This is a genomic window from Rhodoferax sp. LB1P47, assembly GCF_056521445.1.
Genome location: NZ_JBWMAU010000013.1, coordinates 66,644 through 86,269, shown reverse-complemented (window position 1 = coordinate 86,269; position 19,626 = coordinate 66,644). Strand labels below are relative to the sequence as shown.

Sequence of the window (19,626 nt, the reverse complement as noted above, 5' to 3'; positions counted from 1 at the left end):
CCAGATGCGCGCACTGCTTCAACACTGGCCCCGGGTCTTGGTGACCCTGATTCCGGTTGTTTTTGCGCTGCTGCATGCCACAGGGGGACTGCGTTTAGGGGTGTTGCAGCGCCTGGACGACATCATCTACGACGCGCGTCTGCGTGCCACCATGCCGCACACCCGGGATGAGCGCATTGTCATTGTCGATCTGGATGAAAAAAGCCTGGCCGAGCTGGGCTGGCCCTGGAGCCGCAACAAACTGGCAGCCTTGGTCAATACCCTTTTTGACCACCAAAAAATCCGCCTGCTGGGTTTTGATGTGGTGTTTGCCGAGGCAGACGAAAGTTCTGGCCTGGCGCAGCTGCAACGCTTGGCACGCCACCAGCTGCGCGACCAGCCCGGCTTTGCCGAAGCCGTGCAACAACTCCGCAGCACGCTGGACTTTGATGCCATCCTTGCCCAGTCGCTGCGCAACCGCCCGGTGGTGCTGGGCTACTACTTCAGCAGTGACCGCGATGGCCGCACCTCCGGCAGCTTGCCGGCCCCGGTTATGGCCGCACAGCAAAGTCGGCACATCGGGCTGACATCCTGGAACGGCTACAACGCCAACATCCGCCCCCTCGCAGAGGCCGCACCGAACGCCGGCTTCTTTAACGCCATCACCGATGCCGATGGCGTAGTGCGCAGCTTGCCATTGCTGGCGGAGCACCAAGGGCAGTACTACAGCTCTTTGTCGTTGGGCATGTTTCGTCTGTTAACAGGCTTGCCCCAGGTGGTGCCCGGTGTCGCCCCAAACAGCCTAGGCAGCGACCACATCGACCGCATCCAGCTCGAGCACGGTAAACAACTGCGCAGCATTCCCGTCGATGCCCGTGGTGCCGTACTGGTGCCTTTTCGAGGCCCTGGTGGCCCGGGTGGCACCCAAGGCGGCTCCTACCGCTATGTTTCCGCCGCCGACATCTTGGCCCGCCGCCTGCCCGATGGCAGCTTGCACGACAAGATCGTGCTGGTCGGCACGACCGTCCCCGGCCTGCTGGACTTGCGCGTCACCCCGGTGGGCGAAACCTACCCTGGAGTCGAAATCCACGCCAACGTCTTGTCGGGCCTGATGGACGGCAACATTGCCGTCAAACCCGACTACGCGGTGGGCTACGACGTGCTGCTGTTGCTGTTGACCGGGCTGACACTGGCATGGGCATTGCCGCGCTTGACCGCCACGCAGGCCGTGGCACTCAGTGCCAGCGTCGTCGTGGCGATTATCGGATTGAATGCGGGCCTGTACCTCGGCTGTGGGCTGGTGCTGCCACTGGCTGCCGCGTTATGGATGGCGGTGAGTGCCTCGGCGCTCAACATGGCCTATGGCTACTTTGTGGAGAGCCGCTCCAAACGCGAACTGGCCCATCTGTTTGGCACCTACGTCCCACCCGAGCTGGTGGGCGAAATGCTGAAGAACCCCGACCGCTACACCATGCAGGCCCGTAGCCAGGAACTCACGGTGATGTTTTGCGACATACGCGGCTTTACCCAAATGTCGGAACACATGGAGCCGCTGCAACTCCAGACGGTACTAAACGAAGTTTTCAGCCAACTCACGGCACAAATCCGCCTCCACCGGGGCACCATCGACAAGTACATGGGCGACTGCGTCATGGCCTTCTGGGGCGCTCCCGTCACCACGCCCGAGCACGCCCATCTGTCGGTGATGGCCGCCCTCAACATGGTGCAAGCCGTACAAGCGCTAAACCACAGCCACCGCGATCGCAACCTGCGCGCCATCAGCATCGGCATCGGACTCAACACCGGCAACATGTGTGTAGGCGACATGGGCTCCAATATCCGCCGCAGCTACACCGTGATTGGCGATGCCGTCAACCTGGGTGCCCGGCTGGAAGGCTTGAGCAAAATCTACGGCGTGGAAATCGTCGCCAGTGCCAGCACCCAGGAACGTGCCCCGCAGTTTTTCTGGCAAGAACTCGATAAAGTCCGCGTCAAAGGCAAAGAACAAGCTGTGGCCATCTACACGCCATTAGCAGCACAGGACCCCGACAACCCCCTGCTGCGCGAAGAGCTCCAGCAGTGGCATGCGTTTCTCGCCGCCTACCGCGCACAAAACTGGGCCGCATGTGGCCTGCAAATAATCCAATTACAGCGCCTGGATGCGACAAAATACCTGTATCGCCTCTATGCCGATCGGGTAGCCTCCATGCGCGTGCTGCCATTTGACCCCGCATGGGATGGCACCACCAATTTCGAAACCAAATAAAGGCTGCCATCATGAAAGTCCGCGTGCTGGGATGCTCTGGGGCCATCGCTAAAGACTGTAGAACCACCTCGTTCTTAGTCGATGACGATGTACTCATAGACGCAGGCACCGGCGTTGGCGACCTCACACTGGACGAGATGTGCGCCATCGACCACGTCTTTCTGACCCATTCGCACCTAGACCACGTAGCCGCACTGCCGCTGATGGTCGATGCCGTCGCCTCCCAGCGCACCACCGCCCTCAAAATCTATGCGCTGGCCGGTACCATCGCCGCCCTGAAGGCGCATATTTTTAACAACATCATCTGGCCCGACTTCAGCGTCATTCCCACACCAAAGGCCCCGTTTATCAGCTTCCATGAAATCATGGTCGGCGAAACCACCCACATCAACGGTAAAGCCATCGAAGCCCTCCCCGCCGTACACACCGTCCCCGCCGTAGGTTACGCCGTATCGGCAGGCGGCCCCTGCTGGGTGTTTACCGGCGACACCGAGCGCAACCCCGCGTTCTGGCACCGGCTAGAACAGCTCAACGTGGCCATGCTGGTCATCGAAACCGCCTTCAGCAACCGTGAAAAAGACCTCGCCCGCCGCAGCCTGCACTTATCGCCCGCGTCGCTGGCCGATGAGCTAGAAGGCATAGACCCCCTCAAGCAGTTCCCCATCTTCATCACCCACACCAAACCCTTCGAGACCGAGCTCATCATGGACGAGATCGCCGAGTTCGACGGTGCGCTGCCCGAAGGACGGCATGTGCCGCATGACATCCGGTGGCTGAAAGCGGGGCAAGCATTTGAGGTGTAACAACATATTCAGAGCCTTTTGGGCCCCGCAACAGTGCCAAAAATGTCCCGCGCATTGAAGTCCAAGTGCTCAGAATGACAAAAATGTTCACAAAAACACCGGCAAAGTCAAAAGCGGGCCGTTGAGCCCCCCATAAGCAACTGGCACGGTATCTGCGTTATTACCCCGTCTTAACATTTACTCTAGGAGCATCCATGAAGCGTTCTTTGCAAAAGGGTTTCACCCTGATCGAACTGATGATCGTTGTAGCGATTATTGGTATTTTGGCGGCCGTGGCTTTGCCTGCGTACCAGGATTACACCGTGCGGGCGAAGGTGACGGAAGTGATCTTGGCGGCATCTTCCGGCAAGACGGTCGTAGCCGAGGGAGCGCAGGTTTTTGGTGTCATGCCACTGGCGAACAGTGTGTCGATTGATCCCCAATCCTCCAAGTATGTCAGTTCTGTTTTCTACACTTATACGGATGCCTCCAGCGCAATCATCACGGCTTCCGCCCAGGGTGAAAGCCGTATCAATAATGCCAATATTCAGTTGTCAGGTGTGCGCGGAACCAATAATCAGATTATTTGGACCTGCTCGGGTACGATTTTGACTAAATACCGTCCCGCAAGCTGCCAAGGCTAGTAGCCTCGCTTGTCCGAAAAGCCTCCCTCGGGGGGCTTTTTTTATGCGCGAATTGTATTGACGTTATGTATTGGATTGGGACTTGATGCCGTTGAATCTCCGAGATCCGTTGCCGCCAGTTTGGTCTGGTTTGTGGGCTCTGCTGTTGGCCATGGCTTGGCTGCTTCCCAACCATTATTTTCCTTGGGCCACCTTCCATTCAGATGCGTGGGCATCCGCAATGGTGGCCGTGGCTGGGGGTGCTGTGATTTTTCGCTCCCCAAGGAAGGTGGCGTGGCACCCAATTACTGTGGTGGTTGGGGTGCTGGTAACTGTTCCATTTTTGCAGTTTGGCGCGGGCATGCTGCCCTACAGTGGACAGGCTTGGGTGTCTACCGCGTATGTACTGGGACTGCTGCTGGCCTTGCTGATTGGCGCACACTGGGAAGAAGCTGCACCGAGGCGTGCGGCAGATGCCCTGTTTCTCGCGATTGGCATCGCTGGGCTCGTATCGGTCGCGATGCAGCTGCGTCAATGGCTAGGCTTGGCGGGTGATGGTAGTGAAATGCAGGTGTGGACAGCGGAATTCACGCCCGACAGACCGTCGGCCAACTTGGGGCAACCCAATCAAATGGCGACTTTGTTACTGTGGGGCGTGCTGGCTTGTGCATGGGGGGTATTGCGCAAGCAAATACGCGTTGGCATAGCGGTGCTGGCGGTGCTGTTTCTGTTGTTCGGGGTGGCTTTGACACAATCTCGGATCGCTTCCATCGGCGTGCTTTTGCTGGCTGTGGCGGCCTGTGCATGGCGACGGTTTTTACCGCCACGTAGTACGTGGCTAGTCGCCTCACTCTTTGTGTACTTTGCGGTTTGTACATTACTCCTCCAGCAGCTAAGTGATTTTTTGGGACTGGAGGTGCAAATCCGCTCCGCATCGCTGGGGGGGGGATCGACCCAGTTGCGTATCAAGGCATACCGTCTTTTTCTGGATGCAGTGCTTCAACGTCCATGGCTAGGGTATGGCTGGGACCAGTTGGCCGTAGCGCAATTGACGGTAGCCCAGAACCACGGCACTTTGACTTCGTTTTTTTTACATTCGCATAATTTGTTTCTGGACCTGGTTTTGTGGTGTGGCTTGCCGCTGGGGGGCGTGGTTTCGATCGTTTTCTTGTGGTGGTTACTGCGCGCCATCTGGTGTGTAGACGCACCGGAAGATGCGGTGTTGGTGTTGGTGTTGCTCGTGGTGGGCTTGCACGCAATGGTGGAGTTGCCGTTGCACCACGCTTATTTTTTACTGCCGACGGGGTTGATCATGGGCATGCTGAACCAGCGGCAGCATCGCAAGTCTGTATGGGCCTGCAGCCGTTGGGTGGTTTTCGTTATGTGGCTGGGCGGCAGTGCCTTATTGGGGATTATCGCCAGAGATTACTTACGGATTGACGAAAGCTTCAGAACCTTTCGTCTTGAGGCTGCTCATATCGGCAATTTGCCACCAGGATTGCCCCCGGATGTTTTAGTCTTGAACCATATGCGCGAGCTCATTGTTCATTTGCGCCAAGATGTCGAGCCTACGATCAGTGCTCCGGAGTTGGAGCAGCTGCGTGGTTTCACCACCAGCTTTCCAAGTCCCCTCAATTTGTTCAACTATGCCAAGGCACTGGCATTGCGCCATCGCCCAGAAGAGGCGGCAGCTTGGATTGCCAAGATACAAAAGGTCCAGCCTACCGAATTCAACCCGGACATGCGCAGGATTTGGGAAGCACAAGCGACCGCGCAACCCGCCATGGCTGCTGTAAAGTGGCCTGATATTGACGTACCACCGGCCCCAAGCGGGGCAAAGCCTTAGCCGTTGCTGCCATGCGCCCAGCCGCCACCTCAGCCGCGCCCCTCCTCCTAGCCCTCCCCTGGCTCAACCCCTTCGCACATGGCCCGATGTCGGCGATGGTGCCTTGGCTGGTGGCGCTGGCTTGCACGGCGGGGTTGTTGGGGCTACGGGCTTGTCGGCCCACTGCCGACTGGGCCCGCACGGCAGCCCTTGGCTGGCTGTTGGCGGGGGCGTTGAGCAGTGCCATCGGCATCGTCCAGTATTTCGGGCTAAGCGCTCCGCTGGCGCCGTGGGTCAACACCACGGCGCTGGGTGAGGCGTTTGCCAATCTACGCCAGCGCAACCAGTTTGCCAGCCTGACCCATATCGCCTGGGCGGCTCTGCTGTGGTGGGTGGTGCAGGTGCGGCCTTCGTTGCCCACACAGGCCCGGTGGAAGCTGGTTTTGGCCGTGCTGCTAGCGGCACTTTTGGGCGTGGGCAATGCGGTTTCGTCGTCCCGCACCGGCTTGCTGCAAACCGGGCTGGTATTGGGGCTAGCCGCCGTGTGGGGGGGGCTGCGCCAGCCTGCGGTGCGTCGGGTGCTGTGGGTTTTTATAGGGGCTTATGCCCTGGCATTGGCGGTGCTGCCGGGCTTGGTGGGCCTGGAGACGGGTGCCTGGGCACGGCTCCAGGCGGGCGACGCGCTGTGCTCCAGCCGCCTGACGCTGTGGCGCAACGTGCTGGTGCTGATCGCCCAGCACCCGTGGTTGGGCTGGGGCTGGGGCGAGCTGGACTACGCGCATTACATCCACCTGTATGACGGGCCCCGGTTTTGCGACATTCTGGACAACGCCCACAACCTACCCTTGCACTTGGCGGTAGAGCTGGGAGTGCCGACTGCGCTGGCTTTGTGCGGTTTACTGGTGGCGTGGGTGGTACGTGCCAAGCCCTGGGCTGAGGCCGATGCCACCCGGCAAATGGCCTGGACGGTACTGGCCGTGGTGGGGCTGCACAGTTTGCTGGAATATCCGCTGTGGTATGGCCCGTTCCAGATGGCGGTGGGTCTGTGCGTGGTTTTGCTGTGGCGCACACCCGCCAACACGTACACAAGAAATAGCCCTCTAGCGCAATTAGTATATGCGTATGTAGCTATTATTTTAATAGCATTGTGCAGCTACACCGCTTGGGACTACCGCCGTGCCAGCCAAATCTATCTGCCGCCGGCTTTGCGGGATCCGGTGTACCAGGAGTCGCCACTGGAGGCGGCGGGCAACACCTATTTGTTCCAAAACCAGGTGCAGTTTGCCGAACTCAGTATTACGCCCCTGACCCGTGCCAACGCGCTGGTGCAGTACCAGCAGGCACTGAATTTGCTGCATTTTTCGCCCGAACGCCGGGTGATTGAGCGGGTGATTGACAGCGCCCTGCTGCTGGGGCTGGACGCTGTGGCGGTGTTCCACATGCAGCGTTTCAAGGCGGCGTTTCCCGAGGCGTATGCGGGCTGGCTGGCAGACCGCGGCCGCCAGCCCTAAGAACGTGTTCAAAGCCGCCCTCAGCGCTTATTGAACTCCACAATACTGTCCACAAACTCCTTGATCGCCTGCGCCGCCTTGGTGTCGATGGAGGTAAATTCCACCGGGCACTTAAAGGCGCCATGCACCTCGGTCACGCGCAGCACTTTGGCGTAGATTTCGGTCAACTCCCGGCCCATCAGCGACAGTGACAAAGCAATTTTGATGTCATCAAACGGCTCCAGCCGCACCGGGCTGATGACGAACATGCCGCCGTAGCTCAGGTCCACAATGCGGCCAGTGTGCTCTGCGGGCAAGACGGATTTACCTTGCAGGATTTGGTAGGCCAGCGGCATATCGACCTCGACCCGGGGGCTGTTGCGCACCTCGCGCTTGGGGGCCGTCAAAGGGTGCTCGCCCCGCAGGGCCAGCAATTCCACCATGCGCACACTGCCCTTTTTGCCCTTGACCTGCACCTCGTTGATATCGCCGATGTCGATGAAGTCTTTGGCCTGCTGGTAGGTGCTTTCGCTGAGCAGAATCTGCCCGCGCAGGCTGTGCGCCTCGACCCGTGAGGCCAGGTTTACCTGGTCGCCAATCACGGTGTATTCGCTGTGCAGGCGGGAGCCCAGATGGCCCACCACCACCTCGCCGGTGTTGATGCCTATCCCCATGTACAGCGCGGCCATGCCAAACAACTGGTTCTCAGTATTGATCTCGTCCATCGCTAACTGCATCTCGATGGCGCAGGCCAGTGCGGCTTCGATGTCGTTGGGCAGGGGCTGGGGCGCGCCAAACAGCACCATGATCGCGTCGCCCATGAATTTGTCGATGCTGCCGCCGTGGCGCAGGATGATCTCGGTCATACGCGAAAGGTAGCGGTTCAGCGCCGCCACCATGTCCATCGCCGAGAACTTTTCGGCAATCGCGGTAAAGCCGCGCAGGTCGGACAGCAGAATCGTCACCCGGCGGGTTTCGCTGTCGGTGGCGTGGACGGTGCTGGCGTTGTCGATGGCCTGGACAATCGCTTGCAGGCGGTCGGCACTACTGTGCGGCACGGCAGGGTTGCCGGGGTCAAAAATAGCGGCCAGATGCGCGATGAGTTCTTGCCGATTGACGTGCTTCACTGGGGGCCTCTAGCGGTGGATATTGCACAGAATAGCAGTCTGCCTGATTTTGTGTATACGAAAAACCGTAAAAACAAGCTTTCGCGGTCGATTTAGAGCGGGGCCGTATAGCTACCCGACTTGCCGCCGTGCTTTTCCGCCACCTGTACACCCTGCACGACCATGCCCCGGTCCACCGCCTTGCACATGTCGTAAATGGTCAACAAGGCGATTTGCACCGCGCACAGGGCCTCCATCTCCACGCCAGTGGGGCCCACGGTTTCGACAGTGGCGGTACACACCACGGCAGCGGGCTCGGCGATGGTGGCAAAGTCCAGCGCCACCCGGGTCAGCGCCAGCGGGTGGCACAGCGGCACCAGGTCGCTGGTCTTTTTGGCCGCCTGGATACCGGCAATGCGGGCAATGCCCAGCACATCGCCCTTCTTGGCCGTGCCACTGGTAATCAGCGCCAGCGTGCTGGGCAGCATTTCGATACGGCCGGTGGCAACCGCGATGCGGTGGGTGTGGGCCTTGGCGGCCACATCCACCATGTGGGCTTGGCCGTGTGCGTCAAAATGGGTCAAGGTGGGCATGCGCTGTACGAAGTGTTTACGGTAGAGCCGCATCATACGGACACCTTTTCTGCCACCCTCTCGCACCATGCCAGCAAAATTTATAAAAAAACAGAGCCTAGCGCTTATTCCATCTGCGCTAGCAGCTCTACTTTTAATAGCATTTAACGCAAGCGCCCAAACGCCCGCCGCCGCGCAACTGCCCCACCTGGGTGACGGCAGCAGCATGACCACCAGCGCCGAGCGCCGCCTGGGCGAACGCATTGCCCGCGAAATCTACCGCGACCCCGACTACATCGACGACCCGGTGCTGGTCGAATACGTGCAAGGTATCTGGCAGCCCCTGCTGGCGGCCGCCCGCCAGCGCGGCGAACTGAGCGACGAGCTCGACCAGCGCTTCGCCTGGGAGGTGCTGATGGGCGCCGACCGCACCATCAACGCCTTCGCCCTGCCCGGCGGCTACCTGGGGCTGCACCTGGGCCTGGTGGGCGTGGTCAGCAGCCCGGACGAACTCGCCTCGGTGCTGGGCCACGAGCTCAGCCACGTCACCCAGCGGCATATCTCGCGGATAATGGAATCGCAAAGCAAGGCCACCCCCTGGATGATCGGGGCCATGATTCTGGGCGTGCTGGCCGCCAGCAAAAGCCCGGACGCGGCCAATGCCGTCATCGTTGGCGGGCAGGCGGCGGCGGTGCAAAACCAGCTCAATTTTTCGCGCGACATGGAGCGCGAGGCCGACCGCATCGGTTTTGGCGTGATGACCCAGGCAGGTTTTGACCCTATCGGCTTCGTCGGCATGTTCGAGAAACTGCAACAGGCCTCCCGCATCAGCGACAACGGCTCCCTGCCCTACCTGCGCACCCACCCGCTGACCACCGAGCGGATTGCCGACATGCAATCGCGCCAGGCCCTGGATACACGCCCGGCCCCCGCCGCCCCCAATGCCCTGCACGCCATGGTGGCCGCCCGCGCCCGCGTGCTGGGCAACCCCGGCATCGACCTGCTGCGTGCCTGGGTAGCCGAGGCCAAAGCCGTCCGCCCCAGCAGCGGCCCGGCCCTCGACGTACGCAGCATCGCCGTGTTGTACGCCGGAGCCCTGTCGGCCCTGCACCAGCGCGACTTTGCCCAGGCCCGCAGCCTGGCAGCCCGGCTGCAAGCACTGACCGACAGCGACCCCGCCCTGGTACGCACCGCCCGTCTGCTGGCTGCTGAAATCGAATGGGGCGCGGGCAACCTGCCCGCCACGGCGGCACTGCTGGACATGGAGGCGCCGGGGCGGCCCGAACTGGTGCTGGGCTCGCAAGTGCGCACCCGCATGGGCCAAACCGCTGCGGCCATAGCCCGCCTACAGCCCTGGGTGGCGCTGCACCCGCGTGACGGCACCGCCTGGCAGCTCTTGGCCGCCGCCTACACCGCCCAAGGCCAGACCCTGCGCGCCATCCGAGCCGAGGCCGAGGCGCAAGTGGCCCGGTTGGACTACACCGGAGCGATGGACCGCTTCCGCGCTGCACAAGACTTTGTGCGCAAGCCGCCGCCCGAAAGTCGGGAAAATGGCCCCGTGGACGAGATAGAGGCCTCCATCATCGACACCCGCACGCGGCAAATCCAGGCCCTGCTGAAAGAACAGGCCCTGGACAAATCAAACAACTGAGTCGATGGCGATGCCCAGGGCCGAATACAGCAGCGAACCCACCAAGGCCGCCACAAACCCGGTCACATAGAACCCCGCCAGCAGCCCCGAGGCCGACCAGAACACCAGCGCGTTCACCACAAACAAAAACAGCCCCAGCGTCAGCACCGTAACCGGCAGCGTCAACACCACCAGCACCGGCCTCAGCACGGCGTTGAGCAAGCCAATCACCAGCGCCGCAACCAGCGCCGTGGTGAAGCTTTGCACCTGCACCCCGCTGTACAAATGCGCCACTAAAAGCAATGCGGCCGCGCTGAGCAGCCATTTGAGGAGGAGTTTCATGCCTCCAAGGATAGCGCTTAAGCCGACACCCGCGTCTTGCGGCGGGCAGCCCAGCTGCCAATAGCCAACACACCGGCTACGGACACGGCATACAGACCCCAGTGGGCGGCGGTGCTCCAGGGGGCATCCGGGCCAAACACGCTGGCCAGCACAGGTTCGCCCACAATCATCTTGGCTGCCGTAAAGGCCAGCACCGCAGAACCGATCTGGATGATGGCGGGGAAGCGCTCCACCAGTTTCAGCACCACGGTGCTACCCACCACCACGATGGGCACACTCACCAGCAGGCCGATGATGACCAGGTCGAACGCGCCGTGCGCGGCACCGGCCACGCCCAACACGTTGTCCACGCCCATCAGCGCGTCGGCCACCAGAATGGTTTTCATCGCACCCCAGAAGGTAGTGACGACCGGGCCGTCGTGGTCGCCGTCGTTGCCTTGGTCGGCCAGCAGCTTGTAGGCGATCCACAGCAGGCCTACGCCGCCCACCAGCATCAGGCCGGGAATCTTCAGCAACCAGACCACGCCGACGGTCATGACCGAGCGCACGGCAATGGCACCCACGGTGCCCCACATGATGGCTTTCTTTTGCAGATGGGGTGGCAGGCTGCGCGCCGCCAAAGCAATAACGATGGCGTTGTCGCCTGCCAGTACCAGGTCAATCAAAATGATAGCCAGCAGGGCAGACCACCAGGGGGTCGATAAAAATTCCATAGAAAAACACTCCGTTGCAGTTAAAAAACGACAAAGGCGGGCTTCGAGATGCGGGTGAAAGATGGCAGATGGGAGCCAGCAAGCACGCTTCGAAACCCATCTTTGCAGGTGGACGTCGAAGGTCTTGCTCGGCATTGTGACAATGCCCCACTGACCGGAAGCCCGCGCGGGGCAACGTATTGACGACCAGTGGATACCCGCCATAGGGGCAGGTGGGAGCTACTCCCCTTCAGGGCGCAGATTAGAGCACAATCGGCCTCCTTTAGCATTTCTATCAGCCATGGCCGGACTCCACATCACCGACATTGAAGCCGCCATCAACTACTGGCGCGCCCAAAAACCGTCGCCCGATGGCTTCACTTTATGCCCTGAGTTACGCGCCTTGGCCGAGGTGTATGCACTGATGGTCTACCACAACGAAGACACGGTGGATGCGGTGTCGATGCCCGCCAAAGCCCATGCGGCGTGGCTGGCCTGGTATGACACCACGCCGGACACGCCGTGCATCGCCATCTGCTCCACCTTCCAGGGCGATGCGATCTGCAAAGGCTGCGGCCGCACGTTTGAAGAGGTCCAGCTCTGGCCTGCGATGGGCCCGATGGAGAAGCGCGTGACCTGGCGGCGCATCACCCTAGAAGGCAATTCCTGGCGCTTCAACCGCTACGCCGAGCGCGCCGCCGAGGGGCGCACACCCACTATTGATTAGATAGCTGCTTGCGCAGGTCGAATATACGCTAGAGACCTACAAGGCACTCAAAAATCGGAAGTCACTTCCAGCGGATGCATTCCACATCTACGCTGCCTTTTTCGCTGCTCAGGGTCAGGTTGTTCTCTTGCACCGTGGCTTGCAGCTGCATGCTGCGTTCGGCCAGAGCGGCCAGGGCTTGCGATGCGTCGGTGGGCACGCGCCAGACTTGCAGGTTTTGCGGGCGGGCCAGCTTAGCCTCCATCGTGCGCCACCACACGTCGGCGGACGAGCTGAACGGGTACAGCAGCACCTGGTCGGCTTTGCCGCAGGCTTTGAGCAGCGGTTTGTCTTCGGGCTGGCCCACTTCGACCCACAGCCGGGTGCGGCCGGTGTAGTCGCGCAGGCTGAGGTCGGGGTCGTCGGGGTTGCTCAGGCCCGCGCCGAAGGCCAGCACGCCGTCGCCACCCAGCACGCTTTGCAGTTTGTGGGCGTTCAACGCCAGGGCGACCAGACGCACCATCATGCGTTCGTCGGTCTCGCTGGGGTGGCGCGCCAAGGTCAGGGCGTGGTCGGCGTAGTAGCCGTGGTCAATGTCTGCAATTTGCAGGTTGGCCTTAAAGATCGTGGATTTGAGGGCCATAACTGCTTGCTCTATTTTTTATAGCTACTAGCGCAGGTGATATATGCGCCAGAAGCCTGTTTCATTAAGACCATATCACTTCCCAGGTTCCACGCACGTGGGGGAACAATCCTTCCAGAAACACCGCAGAACTGGCTCCGCCAGGCTGCAGGTGTTGCCCCCTGCAAGGGGGTGGGCGAAAACACGCAGTGTGCAGCCTGGGGGTGTGCAACAACCTACGCCCGACGGGCGAGTTCAGCGGCGATGCCGGTGTAGCTGCCGGGGGTCATGGCCAGCAGGCGCTGCTTGTCGGCTTCGGGGATTTCCAGGCCGTTGATCAGGCTGTGCAGGGCTTCGGCGGTGACGGTTTTGCCCCGGGTGACTTCCTTCAGCTTTTCGTAGGCACCTTGCACGCCGTAGCGGCGCATCACGGTCTGGATCGGCTCGGCCAGCACTTCCCACGAACGGTCCAGGTCGGCGGCCAGGGCTTCTTCGTTGAGTTCCAGCTTGTTCAAGCCGGTCAGCAGCGATTGGTAGGCCAGCGCGGCGTAGCCCACGGCTACGCCCATGTTGCGCAGCACGGTGGAGTCGGTCAGGTCGCGCTGCATGCGGCTGATGGGCAGCTTTTCGCTCAGGTGGCGCAGCACGGCATTGGCCAGGCCGAGGTTGCCTTCGGCGTTTTCAAAGTCGATGGGGTTGACCTTGTGCGGCATGGTGCTGGAGCCGATTTCGCCGTCTTTCAGGCGCTGCTTGAAGTAGCCCAGGCTCACGTAGCCCCACACGTCACGCGACCAGTCGATCAGGATGGTGTTGGTGCGGGCAATCGCATCGAACAGCTCGGCCATGTAGTCGTGCGGCTCGATCTGGATGCTGTAGGGCTGGAAGCTCAGGCCCAGGCCCCAGGGGTTGATGCCGGTATCCGGGCCGTGCTCGGGGGTTTCGATGACCTTGCGGCTGAAGGCCTCCCAGTCAAAGTCGGGCCAGGCGGACAGGTGGGCGTTGTAGTTGCCCACGGCCCCGTTCATCTTGGCCATCAGCGGGATGGCGGCGATTTTTTCGCGGGCGGCCACCACGCGGACCAGCACGTTGGCAACTTCCTTGCCCACGGTGGTGGGGCTGGCGGTCTGGCCGTGGGTGCGGCTGAGCATGGGCACGTCGGCAAAGGCGTGGGCCATTTCGCGCAGCTTGGCAATCAGTGCGTCCAGCCCGGGCAGGATGACCTGGTTGCGTGCGCCCTTGAGCTGCAGCGCGTGGCTGGTGTTGTTGATGTCTTCGCTGGTGCAGGCAAAGTGCACAAATTCACTGGCGTGCTCCAGTTCGGGCCGGGCCTCGAACTTGGACTTGATCCAGTATTCGACGGCTTTTACGTCGTGGTTGGTGACTTTTTCAATGTCTTTGATGGCTTTGCCATCGGCTTCGCTGAACTTGGTCACCAGGTTCAACAAATAGGTGCGTGCGCCGGGCGTGAGCGGCTTGAATTCGGCAAAACCGGCATCGCTCAGGGCGATGAACCAGGCCACTTCGACCTGGACGCGGCGTTGCATATAGCCCAGTTCGCTCATCAAGGGGCGGAGGGCGGCGAGTTTGGCGGCGTAGCGGCCGTCTAGTGGCGACAGGGCCGAGATCGTAGAGAGATTCATAGCCCGAATTGTAGGATGCGCGCCACCCTTGGCAAACCGGGGCGCCCCGCCAGAGGTGAATCGCTAGAATGCCTTCATCCCCAATTGACCGCCCCAGAACCACTGTGCCCATGAAACTTATCGGATCTCTCACCAGCCCCTACGTGCGTAAAGTGCGCGTCGTGATGGCCGAAAAAAAGCTCGACTACCAGCTGGTGCTGGAGGACGTGTGGTCCCAAGACACGCACATTTCCGAATCCAACCCGCTGGGCAAAGTGCCTTGTTTGGTGATGGAAGCGGGCGAGGCGATTTTTGACTCGCGGGTGATCGTGGAGTACCTGGACACCCTCTCGCCCGTGGGCAAACTCATCCCCGTGCAGAGCCGCGAGCGGGTGGAAGTCAAAACCTGGGAAGCCCTGGCCGATGGCGTGTGCGATGCCGGCATGGTCGCGCGCATGGAAGTGTCGTGGGCCCTGCGCCCCGAAGCCCAGCGCTGCCCCGCCTGGGTGGCCCGCCATATGGAGAAGATCGACGCCAGCCTGAAAGCGATGGCCCGTGGCCTGGCCGACAAACCCCATTGCAGCGGCATCCACTTCAGCCTGTCTGACATTGCGGTGGGTTGTGCCTTGGGTTGGCTGGACTTCCGCTTCCCCGAGGTGGCCTGGCGCAGCAGCTACCCCAACCTCGCCAAGCTGCAAGACAAGCTGGTGCAGCGCCAAAGCTTTATCGATACAAAACCAGTGTAATTGGCATCCCCCCCAAGCTACACACTGCGTGTTTTCGCCAACCCCCTTGCAGGGGGCGATACCAGTGGCCCGGCGGAGCCGGTTCCACGGTATCCCTGAAAGATGCGTCCCGTCCTTAGTCCGGCCTCGGTTTCGACGCTGGATTTTTTCTTCATGGAGACAGCGACTTGATTGCTACACCCCAGTCCCAGCACTTCGCCGACCCGTTGCCCCTGCAAGGCGGAGGCTCCATCCGCGCCTACGACCTGGCGTTTGAGACCTACGGCACGCTGAACGCCGACCGGTCCAATGCCGTGCTGGTCTGCCACGCGCTGAACGCCTCGCACCACGTGGCGGGCGTGTATGCCGACCAACCCAAGTCGGCGGGCTGGTGGGACAACATGGTCGGCCCCGGCAAGCCGTTGGACACGAATCGCTTTTTCGTCATCGGTGTCAACAACCTGGGCTCCTGCTTTGGCTCCACCGGACCGATGCACGTCAACCCGGACACGGGCCGCATTTACGGCGCAGACTTTCCGGTGGTCACCGTGGAAGACTGGGTCAACGCCCAAGCCCGTTTGCTTGACCACCTGGGCATCCAGACCCTGGCCGCCGTGATGGGTGGCAGCCTGGGCGGCATGCAGGCGCTGGGCTGGACGCTACAGTTCTCCGAGCGGGTACGGCACGCGGTGGTGATTGCCAGCGCGCCCAACCTCACCGCCGAGAACATCGCCTTCAACGAGGTGGCCCGCCGCGCCATCGTCACCGACCCCGACTTCCACGGCGGCCACTTCTACCAGCACGGCGTGGTGCCCCAGCGCGGCCTGCGCATCGCCCGCATGATTGGCCACATCACCTACCTGAGCGACGACGTGATGAACACCAAGTTTGGCCGCCAGCTCGTCGCTGATGGCTACCGCTACACCACGCAAGACGCCGAATTCCAGATCGAAAGCTACCTGCGCTACCAGGGCGACAAGTTCAGCGAATACTTCGATGCCAACACCTACCTGCTGATCACCCGGGCGCTGGACTACTTTGACCCGGCGCGGCACTTCGGCGGCAACTTGTCCGCCGCGTTTGCCCACGTGAAAGCCAAGTTCCTGCTGGTCAGCTTTACCACCGACTGGCGCTTTTCGCCCCTGCGCAGCCGCGAAATCGCCAAAGCCTTGCTCGACCACCACCACACCGTGAGCTACGCCGAAATCGACGCGCCCCACGGCCACGACGCGTTCTTGCTGGACGATGCCCGCTACATGGCCACCGTGCGCGCCTACTTTGACCGCATTTGCGACGAGGTGACCGTATGAGCGCACAAGCCACGATGGAATCCATCGCCCGCCTGGTGCCCCCCGGCTCCCGCGTGCTCGACCTGGGCTGCGGCGACGGCGCACTGCTGGCCCACCTGCAAGCCACCCGTGGCTGCACCGGCTACGGCGTGGAAATCGACGATGCCAACCTGCTGAAATGCGTGCAGCGCGGCGTGAACGTGGTGCAACTGAACCTGGACGAAGGCTTGGCGATATTTGGCGACGCATCCTTCGACGTGGTGCTGCAAATCGACACCCTGCCGCACCTGCGCAACGCCGAGGTGATGCTGCGCGAAACCGCCCGCGTGGGCCGCATGGGCGTGCTGGCATTTCCCAACTTCGCCCACTGGCCGAACCGCCTGAGCATCCTGCGTGGCCGCATGCCCGTCACCAAACGCCTGCCCTACCAGTGGTACGACACGCCCAACATCCGCGTGGGTACGTTCAAAGACTTTGAGGTGCTGGCGCAGAAAAACCAGCTGCGCATTTTGGATGCCTTCGGCCTGCAAGAAGGGCGCGAAGTGCGCTTTTTGCCGAATGCGATGGCGGGTACGGCGGTGTTCAAGTTCCAGCGGGGCTGAGGGCTGGATGGTTAAAAATGGGATTTTTATGCCATTTTTAACCCATGAAAATGCCCTACAGCGCATGTTTTATATGCGCAAGCAGCTATTTATTTTGATATTAAAAATAATAGCATTACGTCTGAGGCATGACCGCCGCCAGTTGCTGTAAGCGCGTTGCCAGCGCCAGCAGCGCCGCCCGCAACGCAGGTGGCTGGCGAATCTCAAAGGCAAACGGCAGGCGCGCCAGTTCGCGGGCAAACCAGTCCACATCGTCGGCCTGGCTGTGCAGCATGACACCGTCGCACTCGGGGTGCAGCAGGCCGATGCTGTCAAACAAGGCTGTGCCCGCCGTCTCCATGTCGGTATGGAGCAGCACCTCGATCTGAATCGCCCTGGGAATACGCGCCACCCCGAGGGCCAGATGGCGCACCGCATCAAAATCCGCCGGGGCGACAAAGTGCTGCGCACGCGGCTCTACGGCCCGCACCCGGTCTAGCCGAAAAGAGCGCAGCCCACAGCGCAAATGGCAGTGGCCCACGACGTACCACTGGTGGCCCCGGTAGGCCAGGCCGTAGGGATCGAAGTCGCGCTCGGTGACTTCGTTGTGCGCCGAGCCATAGCGCACATGCACTCGCTGGCGCTGGTAGGTGGCAAGGCTGAGGGCCATCAAAATGTGACTGTCTTGTGCGCGGGTGGCGGGCGACTGGTCTAGTGCCACGGTGGCCGCCAGCGCCCGCACGCGCTGCCGCAAAGGGGTGGGCATCACCCGCTCCAGCTTGGCCTGGGCGCTTTCCACCGCCGCGCCCGCCACGGCCAGCCCACGCGCCGCCACCAGCCCCAATGCAATCGCGAGTGCTTCGTCGTCGGTAAACACCATCGGCGGCAGCTTGAAGCCGGGCATCAGGCTGTAGCAGCCGTAGCGCCCGCGCTCGGACAGCACGGGAATGCCCAGGTCCTCCAGTCGGCGGATGTAGCGCCGCAGCGTGCGCCCGTCCACCTCCAGCCGCTGGGCCAGGTCAGGGCCGCTCAAGCGACCGTGGGCTTGCAATAGCTCCAGCACAGTCAATACACGGGTGGTGGGTGAGTACATGGCCCGAGTTTAATCAGGGCCAATAGCGCCCGGATATGGTTTTAGAGTGGCGTTTTTTATCCACCCAAACTCTGCACCATGACCCACTACGCCCACCTTTGGCTCTTTTTCTTGATGGTGTTCGGCATCATTGCTTTGCCCGGCATGGACATGGCTTTTGTGCTGTCCAACGCCCTGGTGGGTGGGCGGCGGTCTGGCCTGGTTGCCGTGGCGGGCATCGTGGCGGGCGGGGTATGCCATGTGGTGGCGGGGGTGCTGGGCTTGGGGCTGGTGCTGCGCTGGGTGCCGGGCCTGCTCAACATCTTGCTGCTGGCCGGGGCGGCCTATATCGCGTGGATCGGGGTGTCGGTGCTGCGCAGCCAGTCGGCCGTTGGGCCCTTGCCCGCCGTGGGCACGCCACCGCCCTGGGTGATTTTTCGCCGGGCCATGCTCACCTGTTTGATGAACCCCAAGGCGTATTTGTTCATGCTGGCGATTTTTCCGCAGTTTCTGCGCGTGGAGTACGGATCGGTGTGGGTGCAGGCTGCCGTGCTGGGCGGCATCATCGCGCTGACGCAGACTGCGGTGTACGGGCTGTGGGCCGTGGCGGCGGGTGGCTCGCGGGCCTGGTTGGCGGCCAGCCCCCGTGCGGCCAACGCGATGGCCCGTGGCGTGGGCGTTGTGCTGGTGCTGGGGGCGGTCTGGACGGCGGTGCAGGGATGGGGGACGGTGTGACGTGGCGTTTTACACTCTAGGGTTGCTCGGCCTAATTTCCTCTTGAGAGTTCCCCCCATGACCACAGTCCACACTTCCTCCATCCACAGCCTGCCCCTGCTGGCGCGCGGCAAGGTTCGCGACAACTATGCCGTGGGCACCGACCGCATCCTGATGGTGGCCAGCGACCGCCTGAGCGCATTCGACGTGATCCTGGGCGAGCCCATCCCCGGCAAAGGCATTTTGCTGACGCAGATGGCGCTGTTCTGGTTTGCCAAGCTGGGCCACATCTGCCCCAACCACCTGACCGGCGAAGCCCCCGAGAGCGCCGTTACCGCCGAAGAAGTACCCCAGGTCACCGGCCGCTCCATGCTGGTCAAGCGCCTCAAGCCCCTGCCGATTGAGGCCGTGGTGCGCGGCTACCTGGCCGGTAGCGGCTGGAAGGAATACCAGACCAGCCAATCGGTCTGCGGCGTGCCGCTGCCGGCGGGCCTGCGCAACGCGTCCAAACTGGCGGCCCCCATCTACACCCCGGCGGCCAAAGCCGCCGTGGGCGACCACGACGAAAACATCACTTTTGCGCAGAGCGTGGAGGCCATCGGTGCCGACCTGGCCGGGCGCATCCGCGACCTGAGCCTCCAGATCTACTCCGAAGCCGCCGCCTTTGCCCTGACCAAGGGCGTGATCATTGCCGACACCAAGTTCGAGTTTGGCCTGGACACCGACGGCACCCTGGTGCTGATGGACGAGGTGCTGACCCCCGATTCTTCGCGCTTCTGGCCGGTGGAGGGCTATGTCGAGGGCTCGAATCCCCCCAGCTACGACAAGCAATTCGTGCGCGACTGGCTGGAGCACGTACAAATCGACGGCAAGCCCTGGAACAAAACCCCCCCCGCCCCCCGTGTGCCCGCCGAAGTGATCGCCAAGACCGCCGCCAAATACCAGGAAGCGCTGGAGCGGTTGACGGCGTAAGCCGACGGGCTGGACGACG

19 protein-coding genes are annotated in these 19,626 nt (G+C 61.9%); 12 read left to right on the top strand and 7 right to left on the bottom strand.

Annotated elements, in window-relative coordinates; all coding sequences use genetic code 11:
• Positions 1–4: 4 nt before the first annotated feature.
• The 5 genes from AC0969_RS14810 to AC0969_RS14790 all read left to right on the top strand — a co-directional run bounded on the left by AC0969_RS14810 (position 5) and on the right by AC0969_RS14790 (position 6,986).
• Complete coding sequence (locus AC0969_RS14810) at positions 5–2,245, top strand: CHASE2 domain-containing protein (protein ID WP_479624916.1); 2,241 nt, start codon at positions 5–7, stop codon at positions 2,243–2,245.
• An 11-nt stretch (positions 2,246–2,256) separates the two neighbouring features.
• Positions 2,257–3,048 carry a 3',5'-cyclic-nucleotide phosphodiesterase gene (locus tag AC0969_RS14805; RefSeq protein WP_479624915.1) on the top strand — a complete coding sequence of 264 codons (792 nt, stop codon included), beginning with the start codon at positions 2,257–2,259 and terminating at the stop codon, positions 3,046–3,048.
• A 194-nt stretch (positions 3,049–3,242) separates the two neighbouring features.
• Positions 3,243–3,671, top strand: a complete 429-nt coding sequence (locus AC0969_RS14800) for a pilin (RefSeq protein ID WP_479624914.1) — start codon at positions 3,243–3,245, stop codon at positions 3,669–3,671.
• 85 nt (positions 3,672–3,756) lie between these two features.
• Positions 3,757–5,496, top strand: a complete 1,740-nt coding sequence (locus AC0969_RS14795; protein WP_479624913.1) for a PglL family O-oligosaccharyltransferase — start codon at positions 3,757–3,759, stop codon at positions 5,494–5,496.
• Between the two features lie 11 nt (positions 5,497–5,507).
• Entirely contained in the window at positions 5,508–6,986 is a 1,479-nt protein-coding gene (locus AC0969_RS14790; RefSeq protein ID WP_479624912.1) for a PglL family O-oligosaccharyltransferase, read from the top strand.
• 20 nt (positions 6,987–7,006) lie between these two features.
• On the opposite strand, the gene AC0969_RS14785 is transcribed toward AC0969_RS14790, so the two are convergent.
• Both AC0969_RS14785 and moaC read right to left on the bottom strand, forming a co-directional pair.
• Entirely contained in the window at positions 7,007–8,092 is a 1,086-nt protein-coding gene (locus tag AC0969_RS14785) for an adenylate/guanylate cyclase domain-containing protein (RefSeq protein WP_479624911.1), read from the bottom strand.
• A 92-nt stretch (positions 8,093–8,184) separates the two neighbouring features.
• On the bottom strand, positions 8,185–8,664 hold the full coding sequence (gene moaC, locus AC0969_RS14780; RefSeq protein ID WP_479624960.1) for a cyclic pyranopterin monophosphate synthase MoaC: 480 nt from the start codon (positions 8,662–8,664) through the stop codon (positions 8,185–8,187).
• A 67-nt stretch (positions 8,665–8,731) separates the two neighbouring features.
• Between moaC and AC0969_RS14775 the strand changes: the two genes are divergently transcribed.
• On the top strand, positions 8,732–10,294 hold the full coding sequence (locus AC0969_RS14775) for a M48 family metalloprotease (protein ID WP_479624910.1): 1,563 nt from the start codon (positions 8,732–8,734) through the stop codon (positions 10,292–10,294).
• On the opposite strand, the gene AC0969_RS14770 is transcribed toward AC0969_RS14775, so the two are convergent.
• Positions 10,283–10,615, bottom strand: coding sequence for a phage holin family protein (locus AC0969_RS14770; protein WP_479624909.1), 333 nt, complete (start codon positions 10,613–10,615; stop codon positions 10,283–10,285). The genes AC0969_RS14775 and AC0969_RS14770 overlap by 12 nt on opposite strands.
• 17 nt (positions 10,616–10,632) lie before the next feature.
• Positions 10,633–11,328, bottom strand: a complete 696-nt coding sequence (locus tag AC0969_RS14765; protein WP_479624908.1) for a TerC family protein — start codon at positions 11,326–11,328, stop codon at positions 10,633–10,635.
• Between the two features lie 280 nt (positions 11,329–11,608).
• Here AC0969_RS14765 and AC0969_RS14760 point away from each other — a divergent pair, with 280 nt between their 5' ends.
• A complete protein-coding gene (locus AC0969_RS14760; protein ID WP_479624907.1) occupies positions 11,609–12,034 on the top strand; it encodes a DUF3717 domain-containing protein in 426 nt (141 codons plus the stop codon).
• A 61-nt stretch (positions 12,035–12,095) separates the two neighbouring features.
• On the opposite strand, the gene AC0969_RS14755 is transcribed toward AC0969_RS14760, so the two are convergent.
• Together AC0969_RS14755 and purB are read right to left on the bottom strand one after the other, a co-directional pair.
• Positions 12,096–12,656 (bottom strand): YaeQ family protein, encoded by a 561-nt coding sequence (locus AC0969_RS14755; protein WP_479624906.1) that lies wholly within the window; start codon positions 12,654–12,656, stop codon positions 12,096–12,098.
• A gap of 215 nt (positions 12,657–12,871) precedes the next feature.
• Positions 12,872–14,275 carry an adenylosuccinate lyase gene (gene purB, locus AC0969_RS14750; RefSeq protein WP_479624905.1) on the bottom strand — a complete coding sequence of 468 codons (1,404 nt, stop codon included), beginning with the start codon at positions 14,273–14,275 and terminating at the stop codon, positions 12,872–12,874.
• Between the two features lie 110 nt (positions 14,276–14,385).
• Here purB and AC0969_RS14745 point away from each other — a divergent pair, with 110 nt between their 5' ends.
• The 3 genes from AC0969_RS14745 (at position 14,386) to metW (ending at position 16,870) form a co-directional block, all read left to right on the top strand.
• Positions 14,386–15,000 carry a glutathione S-transferase N-terminal domain-containing protein gene (locus tag AC0969_RS14745; protein WP_479624904.1) on the top strand — a complete coding sequence of 205 codons (615 nt, stop codon included), beginning with the start codon at positions 14,386–14,388 and terminating at the stop codon, positions 14,998–15,000.
• Positions 15,001–15,167: 167 nt separating this feature from the next.
• On the top strand, positions 15,168–16,289 hold the full coding sequence (gene metX / locus AC0969_RS14740; RefSeq protein ID WP_479624903.1) for a homoserine O-succinyltransferase MetX: 1,122 nt from the start codon (positions 15,168–15,170) through the stop codon (positions 16,287–16,289).
• On the top strand, positions 16,286–16,870 hold the full coding sequence (gene metW, locus AC0969_RS14735; RefSeq protein ID WP_479624902.1) for a methionine biosynthesis protein MetW: 585 nt from the start codon (positions 16,286–16,288) through the stop codon (positions 16,868–16,870). Before metX ends, metW begins: the two co-directional genes overlap by 4 nt.
• Positions 16,871–16,985: 115 nt before the next feature.
• Here the strand turns inward: metW and AC0969_RS14730 are convergent, their stop codons facing one another.
• Positions 16,986–17,942 (bottom strand): helix-turn-helix transcriptional regulator, encoded by a 957-nt coding sequence (locus AC0969_RS14730; RefSeq protein ID WP_479624901.1) that lies wholly within the window; start codon positions 17,940–17,942, stop codon positions 16,986–16,988.
• 78 nt (positions 17,943–18,020) lie between these two features.
• Between AC0969_RS14730 and AC0969_RS14725 the strand changes: the two genes are divergently transcribed.
• Positions 18,021–18,656, top strand: a complete 636-nt coding sequence (locus AC0969_RS14725) for a LysE family translocator (RefSeq protein ID WP_479624900.1) — start codon at positions 18,021–18,023, stop codon at positions 18,654–18,656.
• A gap of 57 nt (positions 18,657–18,713) precedes the next feature.
• A complete protein-coding gene (locus AC0969_RS14720) occupies positions 18,714–19,607 on the top strand; it encodes a phosphoribosylaminoimidazolesuccinocarboxamide synthase (RefSeq protein WP_479624899.1) in 894 nt (297 codons plus the stop codon).
• The last annotated feature ends 19 nt before the right edge of the window (positions 19,608–19,626 follow it).